The organism is Janthinobacterium aquaticum (assembly GCF_009208565.1).
Taxonomy (GTDB): domain Bacteria; phylum Pseudomonadota; class Gammaproteobacteria; order Burkholderiales; family Burkholderiaceae_D; genus Janthinobacterium.
The window spans coordinates 237,100-258,865 of record NZ_WFLK01000006.1; the positions used below are offsets into that span (position 1 = coordinate 237,100).

Below are 21,766 nucleotides of genomic sequence, written 5' to 3' on the forward strand. Positions count from 1 at the left end.
ATCACTCCTATTAACTAAAGCAAACCCTACACGGGAATAGTAATCGAGACGACCGTCAGGGCGCCGCCAGTATTGCCCACTTCGAGCGTGCCACCAAGCGCCTGCGTACGCTCGGCCATCGAGACCGGCAGAAAACTGGCTGCACTGCCCTGGCGTTCGTTTTCCATCGCGATATGAAGCATGCCGGCGCGCTTGCCCAGCACGATGCGCGCGCTGCGGGCCGTGGTGTGCTTGCGGATATTGCTCATGCCTTCATTGACGATCTGGAACACTTCAGCAGCCAAGCGGTCGCTGAGATGGAGCTCGCCCTGCACCACGATATCGATTTCCAGACCAAAGAACTTGCGTATCTGCTCGGCCTGGCGGCGCAACGCCAGCAGCAGTTCGGCTTCTTCGGGCGCGGCGCCGGTGCGCAGTGACTGCGCCATCTGGCGCAGGTCGCCGATGACCTGGCCGCTCATCTCGATCAACTTGTCGAGTTCGCCGATCAGCGGATTGTCGGGCGCGGCGCTGTTGCGCAGTGCGCTCAAGCCATGGCGCAGGCCGATATACGGCTGGATGGTGGTGTCATGCAGATCGCGCGCAATTTTCTGCCGCTCGCGATAGGCGGCGCCCGAGGCCAGGCGGTCGACCAGTTCGATATTTTCAATCAGGGGAAACACCTGCGAGACGATCTGCAGCAAAAAGCGCGTATCGGCGCGCGCATAGCGCTGGCTTGAGGTGGCCAGGTAAATACGGCCCTCGCCTTCGCGCAGCGGCAGCGGCACGCTGATGTAACTGTCGCCATCGAGCAGTTCGGCCACCGCCGCTCCCGTCTGTCCGGTCGCCCCGTCCAGGTGCTGCCAGCGCAAGCTGCCCTGCTCGAAACACTGCAAGCGGGCGTCCCTCCCAAGCCTGGCCAGCGGCGACGCCGCATACAGCACGCTGGTGCGCGCGCCAAAAGCCATCAGCGGCGCCACCGCAGCGGCCCCCATGATGGTGCTGCGCGCTGGCGTGCCGGCAACGGCCGTGCGCAGCAGCCACTGTTCGCCGGTGCCGCGCATAATCAGGGTGCAACTACTGGCATGGAAAAACTGACGGGTCTTTTCCAGGATGGAATTGAGCGTATGATCGACGCCAAAGCGTGGGTTGGACTGCTGGCTGATATCGTGCAGCAGCGCCAGGCGGCGTTTTTGCAGCAGGCCCAGGCCGCCCCAGTAGGCAAACATATAGCCGAGCGCCATCACAAAGATCACCCTCAGCAACAAATCGGGCTGATCGACCAGGCCGCCGCCAAACAGCGAAGCGACACCGAGCAATAACGACGAGGCCAGCGTAATGCGTGTACCCGTGTCGAGCCCGTGCTGGAACGACGAAGTGAGAATGGCAAAGAAGAAAAACGGAAAAAAATAGCTCTCGCTGCCGCCGGTACAAAACACCAACAGACCCGACCAGCAGACATCGAGCCAGTAAATCAGCCTGCCATGCGAAAAAGGCTGATTGAAATGCGCCAGGATAAACAGCACCGCACTATGCAGCACATACAGCAGCAATACCGACCAGGTCAGATGGGCTGGCACGCCGATCTGACCAGGATTGACAAACCAAGTCAGCAAGGCAGTCACGGACAGCAGCAGGCGCATGCCCGAGATCATGGCGACATCGGCATTGCCAGTCGAAGGCGTGTTGCCTGCTTCGATCGATTGTAGGTGGGCCAGCAGCATAAATGATCATCCATCTTGTTTAAAAAATCAGTTTTCCGGCTTGCTACGAAAAACGTGAAAAGCCATGCCCGATAGCCTATCTTAATCGCTTGCAGTGGCGTGCACACCCGACCAGACCATATCATACATGCAACACTATTATCTTGAGAGTATCGAAAAAGTAGTAAGTATCGGTGCTAAATTGACTTAAAACAAGATAGAATAAAAATGCCCATGCCGCCAACACATGGTTCCTGATATCCCTTGCACGCTGCCACCGGCCAAAACACCCGACTCGACATGACAACACTCCCGCCCGTATTCCTGCCTCGCCACGGGCAACGCCCCGTGCGCCAGCGCGGCGCGACGATTGTCGAGTTTGCCATTATTGCGCCGGCGTTCCTGCTGCTGATGATCGGTGTGATCGAATTGAGCATGGTGTATTTCGCCAACCTGACCATGCAGCATGCGGTGCGCGAAGGCGCGCGCTACGCGGTGACCGGGCAGAGCAATCTCGATCCGAACACCTCCAGCCAGCAGCGCTACCAGGCGGTGCTGCAAAAGATCAAGGACAGCTCGATGGGCATGTACGACAAAGTCAACCCGACCGTTTCGGTCACCAATATGAGCGGCGGCAGCAACAGCGGCGCCGGCACGTTCGGCAGCGCCGGCGACATTATCGTCATCTCGCTCGACTGCAACTGGGCCCTGGCCACGCCGATGATGGCGGCCTTTTTCAGCAACGGCAAAGCGCACTTCGTGGTGTCGGCCACCATGCGCAACGAAAGCTACGGCGGCTTATGATGCCACTGCCACGCTACCGAGGCAGGCTTGCGGCCGGCATTGCCGCCGTCGAGTTTGCCATCGTGCTGCCGCTGCTGGTGCTGTTGCTGCTGATGGTGGTCGATCTGTCGCGCGCCATCCAGGCCAAGATCATCCTGCTCAATATCAGCCGCGAAGGCGCCAACCTGGCCTCGCGCTCGACCTCCGACCTGTCCGGCTCCAGCCAGACCATCATGGATGCGCTGGCCACGACCACGCCGCCGCTGGACATGAACAAGCGCGGCATGATCTACATTACCAAGATCATGGGCTACACCAGCAAGTCGGGCCTGCGCAATATCGTGCTGGAACAGTACCGCTGGAACACCGGTGCAAAATCGAGCGGCTACCAGCCGGCCAGCCAGGTGTGGAGCTGCCCTAGCTGGGACAGCGGCGGCACCTGCAGCAGCATCGGCAAGGGTGAAAGCGCGCCGGTAGTCACGCTGATGAAGGGTCAGCTGGCCGATGGCGAACTGATTTACTCAGTGGAGACCTTCTATAACTTCGACATGGTTTTTGGCGCGGCGCGCCTGGCCGATTCGACCCTGCCGACCCTGGGGCCCAACCTGTATTCGATGACGGTGTTCTGATGCACATGCCATTTCCCTCACGCCGCCAGGGCGGCCAAGTACTGTTGATGATGGCACTGTCAGCAGTCATGCTGATTGCCGCCGTCGGCCTGGCCATCGACTCGGGCCTCGGTTACCTGATCAAGGCCAAGTTGAATGCCGCCGTCGACTCGGCCAGCCTGGCCGCTGCGCGCGGGGTGACGCTGGGCGACAACCAGGCGGCGCAGGCGGCCAATGCACGCCAGGCCGCGCGCGAATTTTTCGACGTGAACTATCCCGACAAATACCTGATGTCCACGCCGGTGCTCAATCCGGTCGGCGTGACGTTCGACAAGGGCACCGTAACGGTCGACGTGTCGGCCACCGCTTCGCTGCCGGTCACGCTGATGGGCATCCTCGGCTTCAAGACGCTCGATGTGGCAGCCACCGCGCAGACCATCCGCAAGGACCTCGACATGGTGCTGGTGATGGACACCTCCGGTTCGCTGTCGGGCAACGCCACCGCCGTGCGCGCCGCCGGCGTGTCGTTCATGAACAAGTTCAATTCCACAGTCGACCGCGTGGGCCTGCTGCACTTTGCCACCGGGGTGCAGGTCGACCTGCCGATCAAGCCGGTCAACCGCGGCTTTGACCGCACCGTGGCCACCACTGCCATCAACCTGTTTGCCTTTACCGGCGGCACCAATTCCTCGGAAGGCATGTGGCAGGCGCGCAACCAGTTGAACAGCATCGACCAGGTCAACCGCTCCAGCCTGCGCGTGATCGTGTTTTTTTCCGACGGTTCGCCGGCCGCGTTTTCCTCGTATTTCTTCCCTGCCACCAGCGGCACCTGCAGGACGCCCGGCTCGATCGCCACGCTGACCGACAAACCCGGCAGCGCCTCGCCGCTGCGCGGCCTGTACCGCATGGACCTGACCAATACTGACCTGACGCCCACCACCTCGTGCGATGTCGACCTGCTGACCACCCTGCCAGCCTGGTACAACCCGCATAACCCGGCCGCCAACGCCAATGATGCGTCCTTGCGTGAGTTTCCTATCGTCACCAATACGCCGCGCGTGGTTACCAATTCGCTGGCCACGCCGCTGCTGGAATGGACCAATGTGCACCGCGCCTCGCGCAACCTGGCCGAAGCGATTGCCGCCAAGGCGCGCCAGGAAGGCATTTATGTCTTTACGCTGGGCATGGGCGACTCGCTGACCGCAGCCGAAGGACCGGACAATGAAAAAGGCGAAGACCTGCTGCGCTGCCTGGCCAATACCATCGACGCCAAAGCCAGCTGCCGCAAGCCGGCCGAACCGCAAGGACTGTACTGCTACGCGGCCACCGAAAGCGACCTGAGCCCGTGCTTTACGCGGCTGGCTTCGGCCATCCTGCGCATTTCCAAATAAGCGGCTGCCTCAGCTGCCATTCATGGAAGGCAGCAGCACCCTGTAAATCTGCAGCACTGCCGGGCCCAGCAGCACCACCATCAAGGTCGGAAAAATAAAGAAAATCAGCGGGAACAGCAGCTTCAGGGCAATCCTGGCGGCCGTTTCTTCGGCACGCTGGCGCCGCTTGGTGCGCAACAGGTCGGACTGCACGCGCAGCGATGCAGCGATGCTGGTGCCAAAGCGTTCGGCCTGGATCAGCAGAGTCACCAGTGCGTCGACATCGTCCACGCCGGTGCGCAGCGCCAGATTGCGCAGCGCCCTGTCCTTGGCGCTGCCGGCGCGCATTTCCAGCGTGACCAGCTGCAGCTCTTCAGCCAGCACCGTGCTTTTCAGGCCGATTTCCTGCGCCACGCGCGCCAGCGCCGCTTCCATCGCCAGCCCTGCTTCCACGCAGACCGTCATCAGGTCGAGCGCATCGGGAAAGCTTTCAAACACCTCGCGCTGGCGCTGCTGCAGGCAGTGCCTGAGCCACAGTTCAGGCAGATAATAGCCGGCGGCAGCGAGCGCCGCCATCCACAGCAGCACATTATGCCGGCCGTCGCGCAGCACCAGATACGCTGCCAGGGGCAGCAGCACGGCCAGCGCCGTCTTGCTGGCGTAAAACAGCACCGGCGTGCTGCTCTTGCGCCAGCCGGCATGGATAAAGCGCAAGCGCGCCGGCGATTCATCCCAGCCATCTTCGGGCAGCGACAGCCTGGCCAGCGGCTGCATCAGGCCAGCTAGCTGCGCCAGCCAGCGCGACTGAGCGGGCCGTACGGCCGCTTTCGCCGTGGCGCCAGCATCATAGAGTGCAGCCAGGCGCTGCTGCACGCGGTTGCCGGCCGCGGCGCGCGCCAGCACCACTACCATGGCAAACACGATCAGGAACAACAGCAGCAGCAAGCTCATTTGCAGCAGATTCACGGTTCCGCTCCTTTCCTTGTCAGATTCAAGCTCATATCCGTATGCGCACCACGCGGCGGATCACCAGCACGCCCAGCAGCAGCATGCCGGCCGCCATCATGATCATCTTGCGTCCGCCCCGGTCCTGGTACAGCAGCGCCAGGAACTGCGGATTCATCAGCTGCATCATCAGCGCCGCGCCAAACGGCAGCAGCCCCAGCACCCAGGCCGACATGCGCCCTTCCGCCGACAGCACGCGTACCTGCCCCATCAGCTTCAAGCGGTCGCGGATAATCGCGCTGATGCTGGCCAGCAGTTCGGTCAGGTTGCCGCCCGTCTCGCGCTGGATCAGCACGGCGATCACGAAATAGCGCAAGTCGGTGCTGGGCACGCGCGCAGCCAGGCCGACCAGTGCGTCGGCCATGCCGACACCGAAGTTGACCTCGTCGAACACGGCGCGAAATTCATCGGCCAGCGGCGCCGTCATTTCTTCGCCCACCATCTTCAACGCGGTGGGAAAGGCGTGACCGGCGCGCATGGCGCGCGCCATCAGATCGAGCGCATCGGGTAGCTGCTGTTCGATGCGGGCCTGGCGGCGGTGCCTGGCGCGCGTCACCAGCCAGTACGGCAGTGCGGCGCAGGCAGGCGCCAGCAGCACGCGCATCAGCCATGGCAAAGATAACAGGCTGGCCAGCACCACGCCGATCAGAAGGCACAGCAACGTCCAGGCCACAAAGCGGGCCACATTCCAGCTTTTGCCCGATTGCAGCAGCAGCCGGTCCAGGCTGTCTACGCCCGGCATGCGCTGCAAGACGCGCTGCCATTGCGCATGCTGGCTATACAGGCGCTGCTTGGTAATCGACACGGCGGCGCTATGCTCGTCGCTGGCCGTCTGCATGGCGCGCAGGCGCCGCGCCACGCGTCCGGCGCCGGGACTGTGCCGGCTCTGCCAGCCCTGCCACAGTCCCCAGGCCAGCAGCAGTACCGAGCAAAACACCAGCAGATACACCAGCGTGCTCAGGCTCAACAGTCCAGTTGCGCCGTTCATGCCGCCGCCTTGCCGCGCGCGGCGCCCTGTGGCTCGAACAGGCTGCTCGACACGCCGATGCCAAAGCTGTTCAGGCGTTCCAGGAAGCGTGGTCGGATACCGCTGGCCGAGAAATGCCCGACCACTGCACCGCCCTCGCCCACCCCGGTCTGCTTGAAGCTGAAGATCTCCTGCATGGTGATCACTTCGCCTTCCATGCCCGTGATTTCCATGATCGAGGTGACCTTGCGCTTGCCGTCGATCAGGCGCGATACCTGCACCACCACCGACACGGCCGAGGCGATCTGCTGGCGGATCGCCTTGCTCGGCAGATTGGCCGCCGCCATGCTGATCATGTTTTCCAGCCGCGTAATGGCGTCGCGCGGGGTATTGGCGTGGATCGTCGCCATCGAGCCTTCGTGGCCGGTGTTCATGGCCCCCAGCATATCGAGCGCCTCGGCGCCGCGCACCTCGCCCAGGATAATGCGGTCCGGGCGCATCCGCAGCGCATTTCTGACCAGCGCGCGCTGCGATACTTCCCCCTTGCCCTCGATATTGGGCGGGCGCGTTTCAAGCCGCACCACATGCGGCTGCTGCAGCTGCAGTTCGGCCGCGTCTTCCACCGTGACCACCCGTTCGGTGTGGCCGATAAAGCCCGATATTACATTGAGCATGGTGGTCTTGCCGCTGCCGGTACCGCCCGAAATCAGGATATTCATCTTGGCCTTGCCCAGCCCCTGCAGCACCTCGGCCATCTCGGCCGTCATGCTGTTGTAGGCCACCAGGTCGGCCAGGCGCAACGGATCGACCGAAAAGCGCCGGATCGACATCACCGGCCCATCGATGGCCAGCGGCGGGATAATGGCATTCACGCGCGAGCCGTCGGGCAGGCGCGCATCGACCATCGGGCTCGATTCGTCGATGCGCCGGCCCACGCGCGAGACGATCTTGTCGATGATTTTCATCAGATGCGCGTCGTCGTTGAAGGCCACGTCGGTCAACTCGAGCTTGCCGCGCCGCTCGACATATACCTGCTTGTGGCCGTTGACCAGGATATCGGACACCGACGGGTCGGCCAGCAGCGTTTCAAGCGGCCCGAAGCCCAGCATTTCGTTCTGGATATCGCGCGTCAGGCTCTTGCGCTCGCTGTCGTTGATGACCACCGCTTCTTCATCGAGCAGGCGCTCGACCAGGCTGCGCAGTTCGTCGCGGATCTGCTCCTGCGAGAGGCGCTGCATGCTTTCAAGGTCGATGCGCTCGAGCAGCAGGGTATGGATGCGCAGCTTCAAATCCTGGTAAAGCCGGTTGTCGATGACCGGGCTGCGCTGCGGCGCCAGTGCCGAGACCTTGGCGCTGCCGAGGCGTTCGCGGATGGATAAGGGCGTGGTAGCCATATGCATATGTCTTTCGTCTGTCAGTGGCGCTGGCGCAGCCTTTGCAGCCAGCTTTTGTGTTCCGGTTCGCCGTGGCCAGACAGCACCGTGGCAAATTCGCGCAGCGAGCGCGTAATCGGGCTGGCCTGGTCGAGTTTGAGGATCGGCACGCCCTGGTTGACCGAGGCGGCGGCCGACGCATAGTGATTGGGCACGGTGCGGTAGATTGTGGTGCCGTAGGCCGCTTCCAGATCCTGCAGGCGGATTTCGCCGCCCTTGTCGTGGCGGTTGACGATCAGGTGCACCTTGTCCTTGTCGTATTCAAGCGAACGGAACATGCCCAGCAGGCGCTTGCCGTCGCGGATATACGGCAGCGTGGTCTGCAGGATCGGGAAGATCATGTCGGCATGGTCGAGCGTGCGCACGCTGACGGCGTCGAGATTGCGGCCCACGTCAAGCACGATGAAATCATACTGGCGGCGCGCCAGCTTGATAATCGCGTCGATATGCTCGGGCAGCACCTCGCTGGCGTGGGCCGGGTCTTCGGGCGCGGCCAGCACGCTGTAATTGGGCAGGATATTGAGCATGCTCGAGGCCAGGAAGGACGGATCGAGACGGTGGATATCGCGCGTCAGGTCCGACAGCGTGGCCAGCGGCTTGCTTTCGGACACAAACAGCGAAGCGTCGCCAAAATGCAGGTTCAGGTCGATCAGCGCCACGCGCAGCTTGCCGCTGGCCGCCAGCGCATAGCCGAGGTTGCTGGCGATAAAGGTCGCGCCGCTGCCGCCCTTGCAGGAAATAAAGGCCAGCACCTTGCCTTCGCCGCTCACAGCACTGCTGCGCTGCTCGAACTTGCTGGCCAGCCGCTCGAGCGCCGGCAGCAGGCTGGCCGAGACCGGTGGAAACGGCAGCACTTCACGCACACCGGCGCGCATGGCCTGCAGCAGAAATTGCGGGCTTTGCTGATGGCACAGCACGATGATGGCCATCGCCGGCGCCAGGTTGGCCAGTTTTTCAATCGCCGCCAGTTCGCCGCGATCCTGGTCAGGGCGGTCGACGATCAGGATATCGGGCCACTGCCTGCTGCCGGCCAGTTGATCGAAAGTCGCCACGTCGACGTCGTCGACGCGCGGATGGTGGCGCAGCAGGCGCTCGAGGTCGGCCAGCGTTGCGGCATGGTTGGATATGACGGTTATTCTCACGGTAAGCCTTGTGTGCGGGCCGCTAACGCGCGCCGATGCCGATGGTAAACGCGCCGGCTTGCGGCGGCGGCGCGGTAAAGCTCTTGTGGTACTGCGCGATGGCCGCGTTGGCGGCTTGCCCATCGATGCCGGTCGCCGGATCGCGGTTCGGCGCGGCCTGCGGCGCCATCAACTGCTGCTGGCGCAACTGCGCCACGCTGTGGCCGAATTCGCGGTCGAGCCGGGAGTGGCTGGCGCAGCCGCCGGCCAGCAGGGCGATCACGGCGCCAGTGAGCAGGCAGCGTAAAAACATGGGAAAACGAGCTTGCATGAATTACTCCTGTTCAATCATGGCGCCGTTGGACGGCGTGCCTGGCTGCGGCGGTACGTTGGCGCGGCCTTCCATTTTTCCTTGCAGGAAAAATTCGCTGCGGCTGGGCGCCACGTAGGCGTCGGTCGGCAACACGGGCGCGCCCGGCAGCGGCTTGACCAGGTGCGGCGTAATAATGAAGACCAGTTCGGTGCGGTCGGTCTGGAAATCGCTGCTGCGAAACAGCGCGCCCAGCACCGGAATTTCACCCAGGAACGGCAGCGCCTTGATATTGGTGGTGACGTTATTTTTGATCAGGCCGCCAACGGCAAAACTCTGGCCGTCGAACAACTGCACCGTGGTGGTGGTGCGGCGCGTGGTAAACGCCGGCAGCACGGCGCTGCCGGCCGTACCCGCGCCGCCAGCGCTGATGCCGATGCCTTCACGGTTAAGCTCGGATACTTCCGGCGCCACCTTCAGGTTGATGCGCCCGCCTTCAAGCACGGTCGGGGTGAATTTCACGGCAATGCCGAATTCCTTTTCTTCCAGCGTGATCTTGTTGGTGGTGCTGTCTTGCGCCACCGGAATGAAAATCTTGCCACCCGCAAGAAAACTGGCTTCCTGGCCGCTGATGGCCATGATGTTCGGTTCGGCCAGCACTTTCACCAGACCATCGCGTTTTTGCGCGTCCAGCGTCAGGTGATTGCCATTATTGCCCTGCACTGCGCCGATCTGGCTGGCGTTGCCCGACAGCAGATTGGACAGCAAGCCGTAACTCCAGTTGCCCGTCACTCCGCTCAGGCCCACGCTGGCGCCCAGCTGGTCGACCAGGGTCTTGGAGACTTCCGCAATTTTCACCTCCAGCATCACCTGCTGCGGCGCCGCCACCGACAGCATATTGATCACCTGCACCCCGGCGCTGGCCGGCGCAGTGGCTGTGGTGGCAGCAGCGGCGCTGGCGCCCTCGCCGCCGCTGCCGCTGCCGCGATGTGCATAGGCGCTGGCCATGGCCAGTATCTGGCTGGCCTTGACGCTGTCGCTCACCATGCCCGACAGCACGATCGCGCCGCCGGCCGCACTGGCTTTAACTTGTGTTTCACCGGGAAAGGCCTGCTGCAGCTGCGCCTGCAGGCCATCGACATCGATATCAACTTCGATATCGACAATGACCGGCTGCTGGTTCTTGTCCCATAAGATCAGATTGGTGCTGCCCGGCGCCACGCCCCAGACAAACAGCTGGCTCGATGTGCCCAGCAGGCGCGCGCCGGCCACCTTGGGGTCATTGACGGCAATCTGCGCCAGCGGCCGGTTCAGCTGGCGCAGTGTGGATTTGCCGATGGCAATACGAATCGGTGGCCCCAGGCGGGCGATCTCGCCGCCCAAAGACAGCGCCGGCGCTGCCGGCTGCCTGGCGACGGACGCCGCAGCACCAGCCGGTGAAGCCCCGGCCAGGCAGGCAGCCACTGCCAGCGACAGTGGCAAAATGCGAAGTAATGATGTGCTCATGAGTTCCCTGCTTGCTTAAAATTGCTGGACAACCGAGTCCATGCCCTTGATGACCGTCACGCTGTCGCGCGGTGGCGCCGGACGCGCCACCGCGCGTACTGCCGTGCGCACCGGCGGCGCGACAGCGCGTGGCGGCGGCGTTTTCAGGCCCAGCATGGTGTCCTTGGTGGCGCCATCGGTATTGGCCGGCGCCGGATCGATCTGGTTGCGCAGCACCAGCGACAAACTGCCCACGCTGCGCGCCAGGTCCAGCGTTTCCACCTGCGCCGGCGTCAGCTCGAGCGTGACGGCGTTGACCACCTTGGGCTTGCTGTCGTCGCGACTCGATTCCTGCGCCACGGCCAGCAGCAAGATGCGCTCGAGCACGATCTTGGAAATCGCCGGCGCTGCCGCACCCGCTTCCTTGGCACGGTCGTCCTGGGTACTGACCAGGATGTCGACATAATTGCCGGGCAGTGCAAAACCGGCTACCCCGACCACGTCATTGACGCGCACCGTCATGGCGCGCTTGCCGTCGGCCACGATCGACGACAGGCCGCCGGTAGCGCCGGGTGGCGCCAGCTTGCTCTCCAGTATTGGCTCGCCGATGCTGATGGCGCTGCGCGTAATGCGTCCTTCAAGCGCAGCGAGATCGCTGACGGCGCCCGGCGGCAAGGCGCCAGCCGGCCAGTCCATCACGCGCAGCATGCTGGCGCTGATCTTGACGCCGGGCGCTATTTCGCTGGTGGCCAGCACCAGTTTTTGCCCGGCTGGCGGGGTTTGCCCGCCCATCCAGCGGGCGGCGGCCAGCACGGCGCCGCCTGCCAGCAGCAGGGCCAGCATCAACACGATTACAGTACGGCTGTTGCTCATCAGGTTTCCTCGGTATGCAGTGTATGGTCGACTCTTGCGCGGCGTTCGCGCGCAGGAGTCGGATTGGCGGCGCGGCGCGGTGCGGCGCCAAAATAGTTATGCCAGGCCCACTCGAGCACGGCCGCGTCGAGCCTGGCAGGACCGCCTTCATAGCGCGCCCGATCGCGCACCTGGCGCAGCAAATCGCGCGGATGGCAGGCCAGCAGCGGCACGCGCCAGCGTGCATGCAGCTCCTGCAGCAAAAAGGCAAACGCCGGGGCATTGAAGGGCACGCCATGGGCGATGCAGGCGGCGCGAAATACCTGCGCATATTCGGCCACGCTGAGCGCCGGCACTTCGATCTTGTAGCCGAGCCGGCGCAGAAAGGCCGCATCAGACAGGCGCTCGGGCAGGAAGTTCGATGAAAACACCACCAGTACGTCGAACGGCACGGCAAAGACATGGCCGTTATGCAGCGACAGGTAATCGACGGCGCGATCCATCGGCACGATCCAGCGGTTCATCAGCTCTTGCGGCGAACAGCGCTGGCGGCCCAGGTCGTCGATAATGAAGAGTCCGTTATTGGCCTTCAGGTGCGGCGGCGCGCGATACAGGCGCGTGACGGGATCGAAGCGCAGGTCGAGCATGTCGAGCGTCAGTTCGCCACCGGTCAGGATGGCCGGGCGGCGCAGGCCGCGTACCCAGCGCATATCGAGTGGCTGGCGCGGCACGCCCAGGCTGCACGCACCAGCCGCTTCCTGCCCGGCGCCATGTTGCTGCGCATCGTAGAACGGCAGCACTTCGCCGTCGACCATGATCGCGTGCGGCAGCGCAATAGCGCCTTGCAGCAGGCCGGCCAGGCGTTCGGCCAGCCAGGTCTTGCCGCTGCCGGCGGCGCCATGGATAAAGATGGCACGGTTTGAATTCATCGCCGCACCAAGCTGCCCAAGCACGCGCGGGTTGACCACCATGCCGTCAAACTGCGCTTGCACATGTTCGTGCGTGACATGCATGCCGGCCACGCTTTGCAGCGCCGCCTGCGCGTTGTAGGTGGCCAGCGGCACCGGACATGGCCCGGCATAGGCGTTGCGCGCCAGGCAGGCAAGCGCGCGCTGGCGGCCGCTGTCGGACAATTGATAATGAATGTCGGCATCGGTGCCGCTGGCGCCACGGCGCGTCACTTCACACAGTTTTTCCTGTCGCATGAAGTTGATCACCGGATCGATCACCGCCAGGCTGAGCTTGAGGTGGGCCGCCAGTTCCGGCAAATGCATCTGGCCGCGCTGGAACAGCACTTTGACCAGCAACTCGAGCAAAAACAGAAAGGGCATGCCGGTTTCTTCCACCGTGCGCGGCGCACGCGCATGGGCCGGCGCCAGATCGGGCGTCAGCACTGGCTCAGGCATGCCGGTCATGCCGGTCATGCCAGCACGCCCAGTCGGCCGCCGGCTGCCAGCGCCAGGTAACTGGCCGTGCCGGCAGTAATCGCCAGCGCATACGGCAGCTTGCCGCTGGAGGCCGCTGGCGGCGTCATGCGCAGTGTGCCCTGCAGAAAACCGCCGAGCAGCATCTGGCCGGTATTGGTCAGCACCTTGCGCAGCACGCCGCTGTAGACCGCCGCCGCGAGCGCCAGCACGCCGCCGGACAGCAAGGTAAACAACACCGCCAGCAATACCGGCTGCGGCCCGAGAAACGCGCCCACCATGGCCATCAGCTTGACGTCGCCGGCGCCCAGCGCCTTGAGCGCATACATCGGCAGCAGCAGGGCCAGGCCCAGCATCATGCCGGCCAGCGCCATCAGCAGCCCGGCCGGCGCCAGGTCGGGCAGCGGCAAGGTATTGAGCAGCAAGCCCAGCAAGGCGCCCGGCAGCACCAGGCGGTTCGGGATGCGCCGGCTGCGCACATCGTGCCAGGCAGCCGCGCCAAGCAGGCCCCACAGCACCAGGGCGGGGGAAAACATCCAGAAAGATTCGGGGTTCATCGTAATCCTGGCGCAACGGCCGAGAGGATGCAGAAAATCAACAGGCCCGACATTCCGTCGCGGGATGCGGGCCTGTCATGTGTTCGTACGGCGCCAAGACACTGCGCGCCGCTGCAAGTTAAGGTGCTTTGCCGCCGACAGCGTCGGAGACTTTTTGGAAAGCGCCCTTGATTTCGCCACCAAGTGTACTAAGCACAGCGACCAGAGCCACCGCCACCAGCGCTGCAATCAGGCCATATTCGATTGCCGTCACGCCGTCTTCTTCCACCAGGAATTTTTTAATAGCATTCATTATCCGCTCCATTTACATTTAATTTAAAAACACGATAAAACCGGTATTCAGTTGAATGACGAGAATTACCTCGCTCAATTTCTGATACATGTATTTTATATAAATATAAAATTAATTAAATCAGAGAAAAGTCATTTTATGCACAGTACATATCGCCTTATTTTTTTATTACCGGCCATGACATTTATCCCGGCATCAAGCATTCATCGGCTCTGCCAGCTTGTTGCGCGTGGCATAGACATACAATTCGAGCCGGTTGGTCACGCCAAGCTTGCTGTAAATGGAAGTCAAATGATTGCGCAGGGTCTGTTCCGAAATAAAGGCGCGCTGGGCAATTGCCTTGTTCAGCGCGCCGCTGCCTTCGACCATCATGGCAATGATCTTGCGTTCCTTGGCGGTCAGCCTGGCAATGCGCAGTTCTTCCGGATCGGGTGCGCTGGCCGGCTGGCTGAAGGCGCAGATCATGCTGTCGATCAGCTCCTGATCCAGGCACAGCTCGCCCTGATGCACGCGCACCACCGTATCGATCAGTTGCTCCACCGCCGTGTCCTTGCCGGCGACGCCACGCGCGCCGCTGCGCACCCCCTGTACCAGCAGTTGCCGGTCGGGCACACTGCTGAACAGCACGATGCGGGTGACGCCGTTGTCGAGCAAGGCCGGCAGATACACCACCACCGACTCCTGATCCAGTTCGGTTTCCATATCGAGCACAATCACATCGGGACACAGCGTATTGGCCAGCAACAGCGCGCTGCCCATGTCGCCGGTACTGGCAACGACTTCCATGGCGGGCTCGGCGTTACTGAGCAGTTGTTCCAGGCCCCATGACAGGCTTTTGTGGTCGGAGATCAGCATCACACGGATGACTTTTTGAATCGACATGCATTACCTCTTTACTTGATATTATTGATCCGCATCAATTTATTAAGATCAAATTCCATCACTTTTTTCAATTACGGCACATATTACCCTTTCAATATCAAACCACGCAGCCGCACGATCAATTTTCATCATCAAACTTTCATATAATTGATTTGAGAAAATTTCACAAAAAACGATTCAATATATTATTCCGACCATAATCACCGCCTTGCAGGAATTTTCTTTTCCACTTATGCCGGAATGCCCGGATTTATAGACATGACCAAAATCAAGGCCATACCGGCCAACGCTCAGCGCGGCGCCACGCTGGTTGAAATGGCGCTGATCACGCCGGCGTTTTTATTGCTGATGATCGGCGTGATTGAAATGAGCATGGCCTACTTTGCCAACATGACCATGCAGCATGCGGTGCGCGAAGGCGTGCGCTACGCCGTGACCGGCAACAGCGATCTCGATCCCGACAGCGCCAACCGGCACCGCTACCAGGCCGTCACGCAGAAAATCCGCGACAGTTCCATGGGCCTGTATGACAAGGTCAACCCGGTGCTGTCGGTCAATGGCAGCAGCCAGAGCAATGCCGGCATGTTTGGCCAGGGCGGCGACATCGTGGTGGTGACGATTGCCTGCAGCTGGACCTTTGCCACGCCCATGGTGCGCGCCCTGTTTCGGGACGGCAAAGCGCATTTCGTGGTCGCGGCCACCATGCGCAACGAGAGCTTCGGCGGCCTGTGATGCGCGTTTCTCACCACCATCGCCGCCAGCGCGGTATTGCCATCATGGAATTTGCACTGGCCCTGCCCTTGCTGGCGCTGTTGCTGCTGATTGCTGTCGACCTGTCGCGCGCGATCCAGGCCAGGACCATCCTGCTCAATATCAGCCGCGAAGGCGCCAACCTGGCGTCGCGCTCGACTGCCGACCTGCACGGCTCCAGCCAGACCATCATGAATGCGCTGGCCGCCACCACGCCGCCGCTCGACATGCGCGCGCGCGGCATGGTCTATATCACCAAGATCGCCGGTTACGCCGCCAAAGCCAGCGATCCGGTACGCAATGTGGTGCTGGAGCAGTACCGCTGGAATGATGGCGTGCAAAGCAGCGGCTATGCGCCGCGCAGCCAGGTATGGCACTGCAATAACTGGAACAACGACGGCGCCTGCAGCAAAATACCGGCCGGTGAGATGGCTCCGGACGCGCCCCTGATGCAAGGGCAGTTGGCCAGGGGCGAGCTGATCTACGCGGTGGAAACCTTCTATCGTTTCGACATGCTGTTCGGCGCGCTGGCGCCTGGCGGCGCCAACGGGCCCGCACTGGGCCCTGACCTCTATTCGATGACGGTGTTCTGATGCGCATTCCATGCAGAAAACAGCACGGCCAGGTGCTGGTGATGATGGCTTTGTCGGCCGTTGTACTGATCGGCTCGGTGGGCCTGGCGATCGACTCGGCGCTCGGCTACCTGGTCAAGGCCAGGCTGAACGCTGCAGTCGATGCGGCAAGCCTGGCGGCGGCGCGCGCCGTTACGCTGGGCAATAACGAAGCCGAGCAGAAAGCCCACGCGCGCGAGGCGGCCCGGCACTTTTTCAACATCAACTATCCTGACCGCTTCCTGCTGTCGACCCCGCAGCTGGCGCCCACGCAGGTCAGTTTTGACGCCGGCACGGTCACCATCGACGTGGCGGCCAGCGCCAGCCTGCCGGTATCGCTGATGGGCGTGCTGGGCTTCAGGACGCTGGAGGTCGCGGCCAGCGCACAGACCATCCGCAAGGACCTCGACATGGTGCTGGCCATGGATACCTCCGGTTCGCTCAAGCCGAACCAGGACGCCGTGCGCCAGGCCGGCCAGGACTTCCTCGACAAATTCAACCCCAATGTGGACCGGCTCGGCCTGCTGCACTTTGCCAGCAATGCGGTGCAAGACATCGCCATCCGTGCGACCAGCCGTGGTTTCGACCGCGCCAGCGCCAGCAACCTGATAGGAAACTATGTTTTTGACGGCGGCACCAACACCGCCGAAGGCCTGTGGCAGGCGCGCGACCAGCTCAATACCATCGGTATCGTCAACCGCTCCAGCCTGCGTGTGATCGTGCTGTTTTCCGACGGCTCGCCGGCAGCCTTTTCTTCGCATTTTTTCCCGACCGGCAGTGGCAACTGTCGCAGTGCCGGCGCCGTTGCCACACCCACCGACAAGCCGGACTACCGCAGCAGTTCGGCCCTCGATGGCCTGTATAAAATGGACAAGAGCAACGAAAAGAACGGGCAGTGCAATACCGCCGGTGTAAGCGAATTTCCCGACTGGTATAACGCCCATGACGCGGGCGCGCGCGCGTTTGCCGTCGTCACCGGTGCGCCGCGCGTGGTCAGCAAAAAGGCCGATACGGCGCTCAAACAGTGGACCAATGTGCACCGCGCCTCGCGCAACCTGGCTGAAAGCTTTGCCAGCAAGGCACGTCAGGAAGGCATATATATCTTTACGCTGGGCATGGGCGCTTCGCTGGTCAAGGGCGAAGGACCGGATCTGGAAAAGGGCGAGGATCTGCTGCGCTGCCTGGCCAATGCGCCCGACGCCAGGCCAGCCTGCCGCAAGCCGGCCGAGCCGCAGGGACTATACTGCTACGCCGCCACCGAAACCGATCTGAGCCCGTGCTTTACGCGACTGGCGTCGGCCATTCTGCGCATTTCCAAATAAGTCCCGTACAAAAACGGGGTCAGGAAGTGGACGGCTGACGCCCTTACAACGCCCCCTCCAGCATCAGGCGCCAGCTGCGCCAGCCGCGGGTGTCGACCGTGCGCAGCATGCGGCCGGTATCGTCGGAATAGATGCTGCTCTCTGTGCGCGCACGCGCCAGCAGGTTGGCGCCCGACACGCGCAGGCGCAGTTGGTCGCTGAAGCGCCACAGGCCGTACACATCAAGTGTGCGCGCAGCACCCGCCGTTTCCAGCAGCGCACTTGATACGCGCATGCGCGTGCCACCCTGCAGATTGACGTTGCCGCCCAGCGTCAGGGGCCAGCGCGCCAGCCGATAATCGAGCCCAAGGTTGGCGCTCCACGGCAGTTGGCTGGCCAGCCGGTTGTCCGGGCCGGCCACGGCGTCCAGGCGCGACCAGTTGCGCGCCAGATTGGCGCGCAGGTCGATGGCAGGTGCAGTGGGCAGCAAAGTGGGCAGCAAGGCCGACAGCGGCAGTTTGGCTTCCAGTTCCAGCGAACGCACCTGCGCGCCGCCCTGGTTCGATGGCGTCGCCAGCCAGCGCCCGTCCTGGTAATACAGGCGGTCGAGCATCACATCGTCGATCCGGCGTAGCGAACCGCTCACGCCCAGCATGGCGTCCTTGACCGGATAGAACTCGTAGGCCGCGTCCAGGCCCCAGGCGCGTTCGGGGCGCAGGGCCGGGTTGCCCAATGTATCGGGATTGGTGCTGCTGTTGCCATTGTTGATGGTATAGCGGCGCGGTATCAGCTGGAACAGGGTGGGCGCCTTGTAGGTGCGCGTCAGCGCCAGGCGAAGCTGGTCTTTTTCGGTACGCTTCCACAGCAGTTGCAAGAGCGGACTCCACAGTTGCGAGGCCACCTTGTCCTGCATGGTGCTGTCGCCGCTGCTGGCCGTCTGCAGCTGCTCCCAGCGCAAGCCCAGATAGGCAGACCAGCGCGGTGCAAAAGTCCATTCATCCTGCGCAAACAGGGCCAGCCGGCGTACCGTGCCGCTGTAATCTTCATCGCTGCGCAGCGTTGTCACACCGAGATCGACCTGCTGCTCGCGCCGGAAGTCGTTGCGCCGGCGCCATTCGCCATCCCAGCCTGCGGCCAGCGTATGCTGCGCGCCCAGGCTGCGCCGGTAACTGCCGCTGCTGCCGGCCGAGACTTCATCGACACCGCTGTCGACCAGGTTGGTGGCCAGCAGCCTGCCATCGCGGCTGCGCCCGAGAAACACAAAATCGCTGCGGCGGTGGTTGCGCCCGGCGCCCAGCTTGACTTCCAGCGTGGCGCCGCCGTCGAGCTTGCGTAGCCACTGCAGATCGGTGCGCAGCACGCTGCTGTCCTGGTCGAAGTTGCTGCGGTTGTCCGGGTAGGCACTGTTCTCGCCCAGTTCGGCCGTTTCCACGCCATGGTGGCGGTTGCTCTGGCGCTTGAAACTGAGCAGGTTTTGCCAGGCCAGGCTACCCTCGCCGGCCAGCGCCCACGACAGGCGCGGCGCCAGTTCCACGCCTTTGCTGCGCACGATTTCCTGCTGCGGCGTATGGCGCACCAGCACCGGTGCGCCCTGCAGGTCGGCGTCGCGCTGCCACTCGTCGAACTGCATGGTGCTGGTGCTCTGGCTGAGCGTGGCGGCCAGCGCCTGGGCGCCGCCGCCCTGCCGGTCCGACCATTGCAAGGTGGCGCTGCCAGATGGCCTGCCGGCGCTTTCCGAGGCGCCCAGCTTGAACTCGCGCTGGCGCTTGCTGCCGGCTTTTTTCAGCACGATATTGATGGCGCCGGCAATCGCCTGGGTGGAAAACTCGGCCGTGGCGGCGCGGCGGATTTCCACCCGCTCAACCAGCTCGGGGTCGAGCGCATCGAGCGAAAAACCCGGCTGCACCGGCACCCCGTCGAGCATCACCAGCGTATAGCCCTGGCCCAGTCCGCGCAGTTGCAGCTGGCTGCCCTGCCCCTGACCCTTGCCTGGGCCCACGGTCACGCCAGGCACGCGGCGCAGCGCATCGGTCAACGTGCGGTCGCCCTGGCGCACCAGCTCGGCATGCCCCACCACCACGGTGGCGACCGATTCATCGCGGCGCTGGGCGGTAGTGTCGGGACTGGCCGTGACTGTCACGGTGGACATGGGTTCTTCGGCACGGACGTGCGCCGTCAACGGCAGCACCAGGCTGCACAGCAAAGTGGTCAATCGCATCGGGTGTGGTGGTCAGTTAGTGGAAGTTTATCGGCCAAACTGTTCGCGCCGCATGCGCAGCGCACGGGCGCTGGCATTGGCGTCCAGGCCGGCCAGCCGGCTTTGCGGGTCCTGCAGCCGGCCGTTATGCCAGACCTGGAAATGCAGGTGCGGGCCGGTGGCAAAACCGGTATCGCCTACCGTGCCTATCACCTGTCCGCTGGCGACGGCTTCGCCATCGCTGATATCGACGCGGTCCAGATGCACATACCACGATTGCCAGCCGCCGCCATGGTCGACGCGCACGGTCTTGCCCAGGCGCGCATCTTCGCTGGCGGTGGCAATGCCGTCTGCCGTTGCATGCACCGGCGTGCCACGCTTTGCCGCCAGATCGAGTCCGCTCAGGCCACCCAGATTGGTCGGCCGGACCACGCCAAAAAAACCGGTCACGCGCATTTGCTCAAGTGGATTACGCCAGGCAGGCAATGCGCTGGCGGGCGCTGTGGCCTGGCTGCCCGGCGGCTGTGGCTGCACGGGCACGCTCCAGGCCAGCGCAGGCTGCAGCGCCAGGCTGGCTGCGGCGGCGGCGGCCATCGCCAGCACGCCCAGCAGGCGCATCGGCCACGACATGCGCGCTGGCTGCGTCTCACGCATGCGCAGCAGGCGATCGGCCATCGACGAACAGCGCTGGCCGGCAAAGGCCAGTGCGGGCAACCGCTGCTGCTGGCGCTGCTGGCGCAACTGGGCCACCAGCGCGGCAGCATATTGCTTGCGCTCGCTTTGCGGACGGCCGGCCAGTACCTGCGCATCGCAGCCAAGTTCCTGCGCCCAGGCCAGGCGCTGGCCGAGCCAGTGCAGCAGCGGGTTAAACCACAGCAGTGCCTGCAGGGCCAGCGACAGCGCCTGCAACAGCGGATCGTGGCGACGCGCATGGGTCAGCTCATGCTCAATCATCAATTGTTGCTGCTGAGGTGAAAACTGCGCCAGGTGCGCCGGTAACAACAAACGGCGGCGCCACAAACCCAGCAGCATGGGCGACACCGGCGCATCGACTTCCAGCCACTTCAAGCGTGGCTGCTGATGCCCGGACGGCGCGTCGATGGCGCGCGCCAGGCTCAACAGTTGCGCCAGCCGTGCATGGCCGCGCCACTGGCGCCATGCTGCCAGCGCCATGCCCGCCGTATATGTGGCCAGCCAGAGCCAGGGCAACAGCGCCAGCAGCGGTGGCCAGTCTGGCGCCGCCGACGCCGGCAGCGGCCTAGCAGCTGCTGGCGCCGCCGACGCCGGCAGCGGCCTAGCAGCTGGCAGCAGCGTGTCGGCAGTCATGGCCTGCTCCGGCAATGAGACGGCCACGGGCAAGCGCATTTCCGGCACCACGCTCACGACCTGGCTGTGCGGCAGCAGCGACAGCACGAAAACACCGGCCAGCAGCAACTGGGCAGCCAGCCATGGGCTGCGCCGTGCAGCCAGTGCAGGCCAGCGGCGAACCGCCAGCCACAACATGGCGCACAGCAGCAGGCCGGCAACCACACTGGCCAGGCTGGCCTGGAGCAGCAGCAGCGGATAGGCGACTAGCGGCATCGCTTACTCCTTCCCGTCTTGCGGCCAGTCGTGCAGCAGCTGCTCGAGTTCGGCCAGCTCTGCGCCGTCCACCAGTTTGCTGCCGGTAAACATACTGACGGGCAAAGGCGTATCGATTTCCATCACGCGCCGGCCAAAGTCATGCGCAAAGGCGGCCAGCGTGGCCACCTTGTCGGCCTGCGGCTCATACACCAGCACGCCATGCAGGCTGCGCTGCGACAGCAGGCCTTTTTCCAGCATGCGCTCGACGGTCTTGCGGGTCGAGGAAAAAGACCAGTCGAGCTCGGCTTGCACGCTGGCGTGCAGCTGGCGCGCCGACTGCGGCTGATCTTTCCACAGTGCCTTGAGCAGGCACAGTTCGGTAACCGATGGGGTGGACAATGAGGTGGACATGCGTGCTCCTGTGACGAATGACACAATTATGCGACCATTGTCACATACCCTGCAAGCATTATTTGCGACAACTGTCACACACCACCGCAACGCCTCCATGTCAATCAGTTTGAAGCGCTTTGCATGCATGCTGTTATACTTCGCCGGTGCGGCACACTGACC

The 21,766-nt window shown here is 63.3% G+C and carries 21 protein-coding genes; 6 read left to right on the forward strand and 15 right to left on the reverse strand.

What is annotated here, in order from left to right; translation table 11 throughout:
- Positions 1-26 precede the first annotated feature (26 nt).
- Positions 27-1,703, reverse strand: coding sequence for a sensor histidine kinase (locus GCM43_RS12185; protein WP_152244573.1), 1,677 nt, complete (start codon positions 1,701-1,703; stop codon positions 27-29).
- A gap of 279 nt (positions 1,704-1,982) precedes the next feature.
- Here GCM43_RS12185 and GCM43_RS12190 point away from each other — a divergent pair, with 279 nt between their 5' ends.
- The 3 genes from GCM43_RS12190 to GCM43_RS12200 are packed head-to-tail and all read left to right on the forward strand — an operon-like array spanning position 1,983 to position 4,464.
- On the forward strand, positions 1,983-2,486 hold the full coding sequence (locus GCM43_RS12190) for a TadE/TadG family type IV pilus assembly protein (protein WP_152244575.1): 504 nt from the start codon (positions 1,983-1,985) through the stop codon (positions 2,484-2,486).
- Complete coding sequence (locus GCM43_RS12195) at positions 2,483-3,094, forward strand: TadE/TadG family type IV pilus assembly protein (RefSeq protein ID WP_152244577.1); 612 nt, start codon at positions 2,483-2,485, stop codon at positions 3,092-3,094. The genes GCM43_RS12190 and GCM43_RS12195 overlap by 4 nt, the downstream gene beginning before the upstream one ends.
- Positions 3,095-3,099: 5 nt before the next feature.
- The gene (locus GCM43_RS12200) at positions 3,100-4,464 is read left to right on the forward strand and encodes a vWA domain-containing protein (protein WP_264372656.1); all 1,365 of its coding nucleotides are present in this window, start codon (positions 3,100-3,102) and stop codon (positions 4,462-4,464) included.
- 9 nt (positions 4,465-4,473) lie between these two features.
- Here the strand turns inward: GCM43_RS12200 and GCM43_RS12205 are convergent, their stop codons facing one another.
- From GCM43_RS12205 to GCM43_RS12255, 11 genes are all read right to left on the reverse strand, one after another.
- Positions 4,474-5,394 carry a type II secretion system F family protein gene (locus tag GCM43_RS12205; protein ID WP_152244715.1) on the reverse strand — a complete coding sequence of 307 codons (921 nt, stop codon included), beginning with the start codon at positions 5,392-5,394 and terminating at the stop codon, positions 4,474-4,476.
- A 46-nt stretch (positions 5,395-5,440) separates the two neighbouring features.
- Positions 5,441-6,436: a type II secretion system F family protein gene (locus tag GCM43_RS12210; protein ID WP_152244581.1), complete on the reverse strand. Its 996-nt coding sequence runs from the start codon at positions 6,434-6,436 to the stop codon at positions 5,441-5,443.
- On the reverse strand, positions 6,433-7,809 hold the full coding sequence (locus tag GCM43_RS12215; protein WP_152244583.1) for a CpaF family protein: 1,377 nt from the start codon (positions 7,807-7,809) through the stop codon (positions 6,433-6,435). The genes GCM43_RS12210 and GCM43_RS12215 overlap by 4 nt, the downstream gene beginning before the upstream one ends.
- A gap of 20 nt (positions 7,810-7,829) precedes the next feature.
- The gene (locus GCM43_RS12220) at positions 7,830-8,990 is read right to left on the reverse strand and encodes an AAA family ATPase (protein WP_152244585.1); all 1,161 of its coding nucleotides are present in this window, start codon (positions 8,988-8,990) and stop codon (positions 7,830-7,832) included.
- A gap of 22 nt (positions 8,991-9,012) precedes the next feature.
- Complete coding sequence (locus tag GCM43_RS12225; RefSeq protein WP_152244587.1) at positions 9,013-9,300, reverse strand: hypothetical protein; 288 nt, start codon at positions 9,298-9,300, stop codon at positions 9,013-9,015.
- Between the two features lie 3 nt (positions 9,301-9,303).
- Entirely contained in the window at positions 9,304-10,785 is a 1,482-nt protein-coding gene (locus GCM43_RS12230) for a type II and III secretion system protein family protein (RefSeq protein WP_152244589.1), read from the reverse strand.
- Positions 10,786-10,800: 15 nt separating this feature from the next.
- Complete coding sequence (gene cpaB / locus GCM43_RS12235) at positions 10,801-11,637, reverse strand: Flp pilus assembly protein CpaB (protein WP_152244591.1); 837 nt, start codon at positions 11,635-11,637, stop codon at positions 10,801-10,803.
- Positions 11,637-13,040 (reverse strand): ATP-binding protein, encoded by a 1,404-nt coding sequence (locus GCM43_RS12240; RefSeq protein WP_226929459.1) that lies wholly within the window; start codon positions 13,038-13,040, stop codon positions 11,637-11,639. The genes cpaB and GCM43_RS12240 overlap by 1 nt, the downstream gene beginning before the upstream one ends.
- Entirely contained in the window at positions 13,037-13,597 is a 561-nt protein-coding gene (locus GCM43_RS12245; protein WP_226929460.1) for an A24 family peptidase, read from the reverse strand. Before GCM43_RS12245 ends, GCM43_RS12240 begins: the two co-directional genes overlap by 4 nt.
- 118 nt (positions 13,598-13,715) lie before the next feature.
- Positions 13,716-13,889, reverse strand: coding sequence for a Flp family type IVb pilin (locus tag GCM43_RS12250; RefSeq protein ID WP_152244593.1), 174 nt, complete (start codon positions 13,887-13,889; stop codon positions 13,716-13,718).
- Positions 13,890-14,084: 195 nt separating this feature from the next.
- Positions 14,085-14,771 carry a LuxR C-terminal-related transcriptional regulator gene (locus GCM43_RS12255; protein ID WP_152244595.1) on the reverse strand — a complete coding sequence of 229 codons (687 nt, stop codon included), beginning with the start codon at positions 14,769-14,771 and terminating at the stop codon, positions 14,085-14,087.
- Between the two features lie 258 nt (positions 14,772-15,029).
- On the opposite strand from GCM43_RS12255, the gene GCM43_RS12260 reads away from it, so the two are divergent.
- The 3 genes from GCM43_RS12260 to GCM43_RS12270 are packed head-to-tail and all read left to right on the forward strand — an operon-like array spanning position 15,030 to position 17,454.
- Entirely contained in the window at positions 15,030-15,503 is a 474-nt protein-coding gene (locus tag GCM43_RS12260; RefSeq protein WP_152244597.1) for a TadE/TadG family type IV pilus assembly protein, read from the forward strand.
- Positions 15,503-16,114 (forward strand): TadE/TadG family type IV pilus assembly protein, encoded by a 612-nt coding sequence (locus tag GCM43_RS12265; RefSeq protein WP_152244599.1) that lies wholly within the window; start codon positions 15,503-15,505, stop codon positions 16,112-16,114. Before GCM43_RS12260 ends, GCM43_RS12265 begins: the two co-directional genes overlap by 1 nt.
- Positions 16,114-17,454, forward strand: coding sequence for a vWA domain-containing protein (locus GCM43_RS12270; protein ID WP_152244601.1), 1,341 nt, complete (start codon positions 16,114-16,116; stop codon positions 17,452-17,454). Before GCM43_RS12265 ends, GCM43_RS12270 begins: the two co-directional genes overlap by 1 nt.
- A 43-nt stretch (positions 17,455-17,497) precedes the next feature.
- Here GCM43_RS12270 and GCM43_RS12275 read toward each other — a convergent pair whose 3' ends face one another.
- From GCM43_RS12275 to GCM43_RS12285, 3 genes are all read right to left on the reverse strand, one after another.
- A complete protein-coding gene (locus tag GCM43_RS12275) occupies positions 17,498-19,582 on the reverse strand; it encodes a TonB-dependent receptor plug domain-containing protein (RefSeq protein ID WP_193315604.1) in 2,085 nt (694 codons plus the stop codon).
- Between the two features lie 96 nt (positions 19,583-19,678).
- On the reverse strand, positions 19,679-21,211 hold the full coding sequence (locus GCM43_RS12280) for a M23/M56 family metallopeptidase (RefSeq protein ID WP_152244605.1): 1,533 nt from the start codon (positions 21,209-21,211) through the stop codon (positions 19,679-19,681).
- Between the two features lie 3 nt (positions 21,212-21,214).
- Positions 21,215-21,604, reverse strand: coding sequence for a BlaI/MecI/CopY family transcriptional regulator (locus GCM43_RS12285; protein ID WP_152244607.1), 390 nt, complete (start codon positions 21,602-21,604; stop codon positions 21,215-21,217).
- Positions 21,605-21,766 lie beyond the last annotated feature (162 nt).

What these genes read in the sequence shown, in the direction of transcription:
- GCM43_RS12260 (WP_152244597.1), top strand. Translation starts at nt 15,030, where the DNA reads ATGACCAAAATCAAGGCCATACCGGCCAACGCTCAGCGCGGCGCCACG.
- GCM43_RS12255 (WP_152244595.1), bottom strand. Translation starts at nt 14,771, where the DNA reads ATGTCGATTCAAAAAGTCATCCGTGTGATGCTGATCTCCGACCACAAA.
- GCM43_RS12210 (WP_152244581.1), bottom strand. Translation starts at nt 6,436, where the DNA reads ATGAACGGCGCAACTGGACTGTTGAGCCTGAGCACGCTGGTGTATCTG.
- GCM43_RS12250 (WP_152244593.1), bottom strand. Translation starts at nt 13,889, where the DNA reads ATGAATGCTATTAAAAAATTCCTGGTGGAAGAAGACGGCGTGACGGCA.
- GCM43_RS12205 (WP_152244715.1), bottom strand. Translation starts at nt 5,394, where the DNA reads ATGAGCTTGCTGCTGCTGTTGTTCCTGATCGTGTTTGCCATGGTAGTG.
- GCM43_RS12265 (WP_152244599.1), top strand. Translation starts at nt 15,503, where the DNA reads ATGCGCGTTTCTCACCACCATCGCCGCCAGCGCGGTATTGCCATCATG.
- GCM43_RS12240 (WP_226929459.1), bottom strand. Translation starts at nt 13,040, where the DNA reads ATGACCGGCATGACCGGCATGCCTGAGCCAGTGCTGACGCCCGATCTG.
- GCM43_RS12200 (WP_264372656.1), top strand. Translation starts at nt 3,100, where the DNA reads ATGCCATTTCCCTCACGCCGCCAGGGCGGCCAAGTACTGTTGATGATG.
- GCM43_RS12275 (WP_193315604.1), bottom strand. Translation starts at nt 19,582, where the DNA reads ATGTCCACCGTGACAGTCACGGCCAGTCCCGACACTACCGCCCAGCGC.
- GCM43_RS12190 (WP_152244575.1), top strand. Translation starts at nt 1,983, where the DNA reads ATGACAACACTCCCGCCCGTATTCCTGCCTCGCCACGGGCAACGCCCC.
- GCM43_RS12285 (WP_152244607.1), bottom strand. Translation starts at nt 21,604, where the DNA reads ATGTCCACCTCATTGTCCACCCCATCGGTTACCGAACTGTGCCTGCTC.
- GCM43_RS12270 (WP_152244601.1), top strand. Translation starts at nt 16,114, where the DNA reads ATGCGCATTCCATGCAGAAAACAGCACGGCCAGGTGCTGGTGATGATG.
- GCM43_RS12195 (WP_152244577.1), top strand. Translation starts at nt 2,483, where the DNA reads ATGATGCCACTGCCACGCTACCGAGGCAGGCTTGCGGCCGGCATTGCC.
- GCM43_RS12215 (WP_152244583.1), bottom strand. Translation starts at nt 7,809, where the DNA reads ATGGCTACCACGCCCTTATCCATCCGCGAACGCCTCGGCAGCGCCAAG.
- GCM43_RS12185 (WP_152244573.1), bottom strand. Translation starts at nt 1,703, where the DNA reads ATGCTGCTGGCCCACCTACAATCGATCGAAGCAGGCAACACGCCTTCG.
- GCM43_RS12230 (WP_152244589.1), bottom strand. Translation starts at nt 10,785, where the DNA reads ATGAGCACATCATTACTTCGCATTTTGCCACTGTCGCTGGCAGTGGCT.
- GCM43_RS12280 (WP_152244605.1), bottom strand. Translation starts at nt 21,211, where the DNA reads ATGCCGCTAGTCGCCTATCCGCTGCTGCTGCTCCAGGCCAGCCTGGCC.
- cpaB (WP_152244591.1), bottom strand. Translation starts at nt 11,637, where the DNA reads ATGAGCAACAGCCGTACTGTAATCGTGTTGATGCTGGCCCTGCTGCTG.
- GCM43_RS12225 (WP_152244587.1), bottom strand. Translation starts at nt 9,300, where the DNA reads ATGCAAGCTCGTTTTCCCATGTTTTTACGCTGCCTGCTCACTGGCGCC.
- GCM43_RS12245 (WP_226929460.1), bottom strand. Translation starts at nt 13,597, where the DNA reads ATGAACCCCGAATCTTTCTGGATGTTTTCCCCCGCCCTGGTGCTGTGG.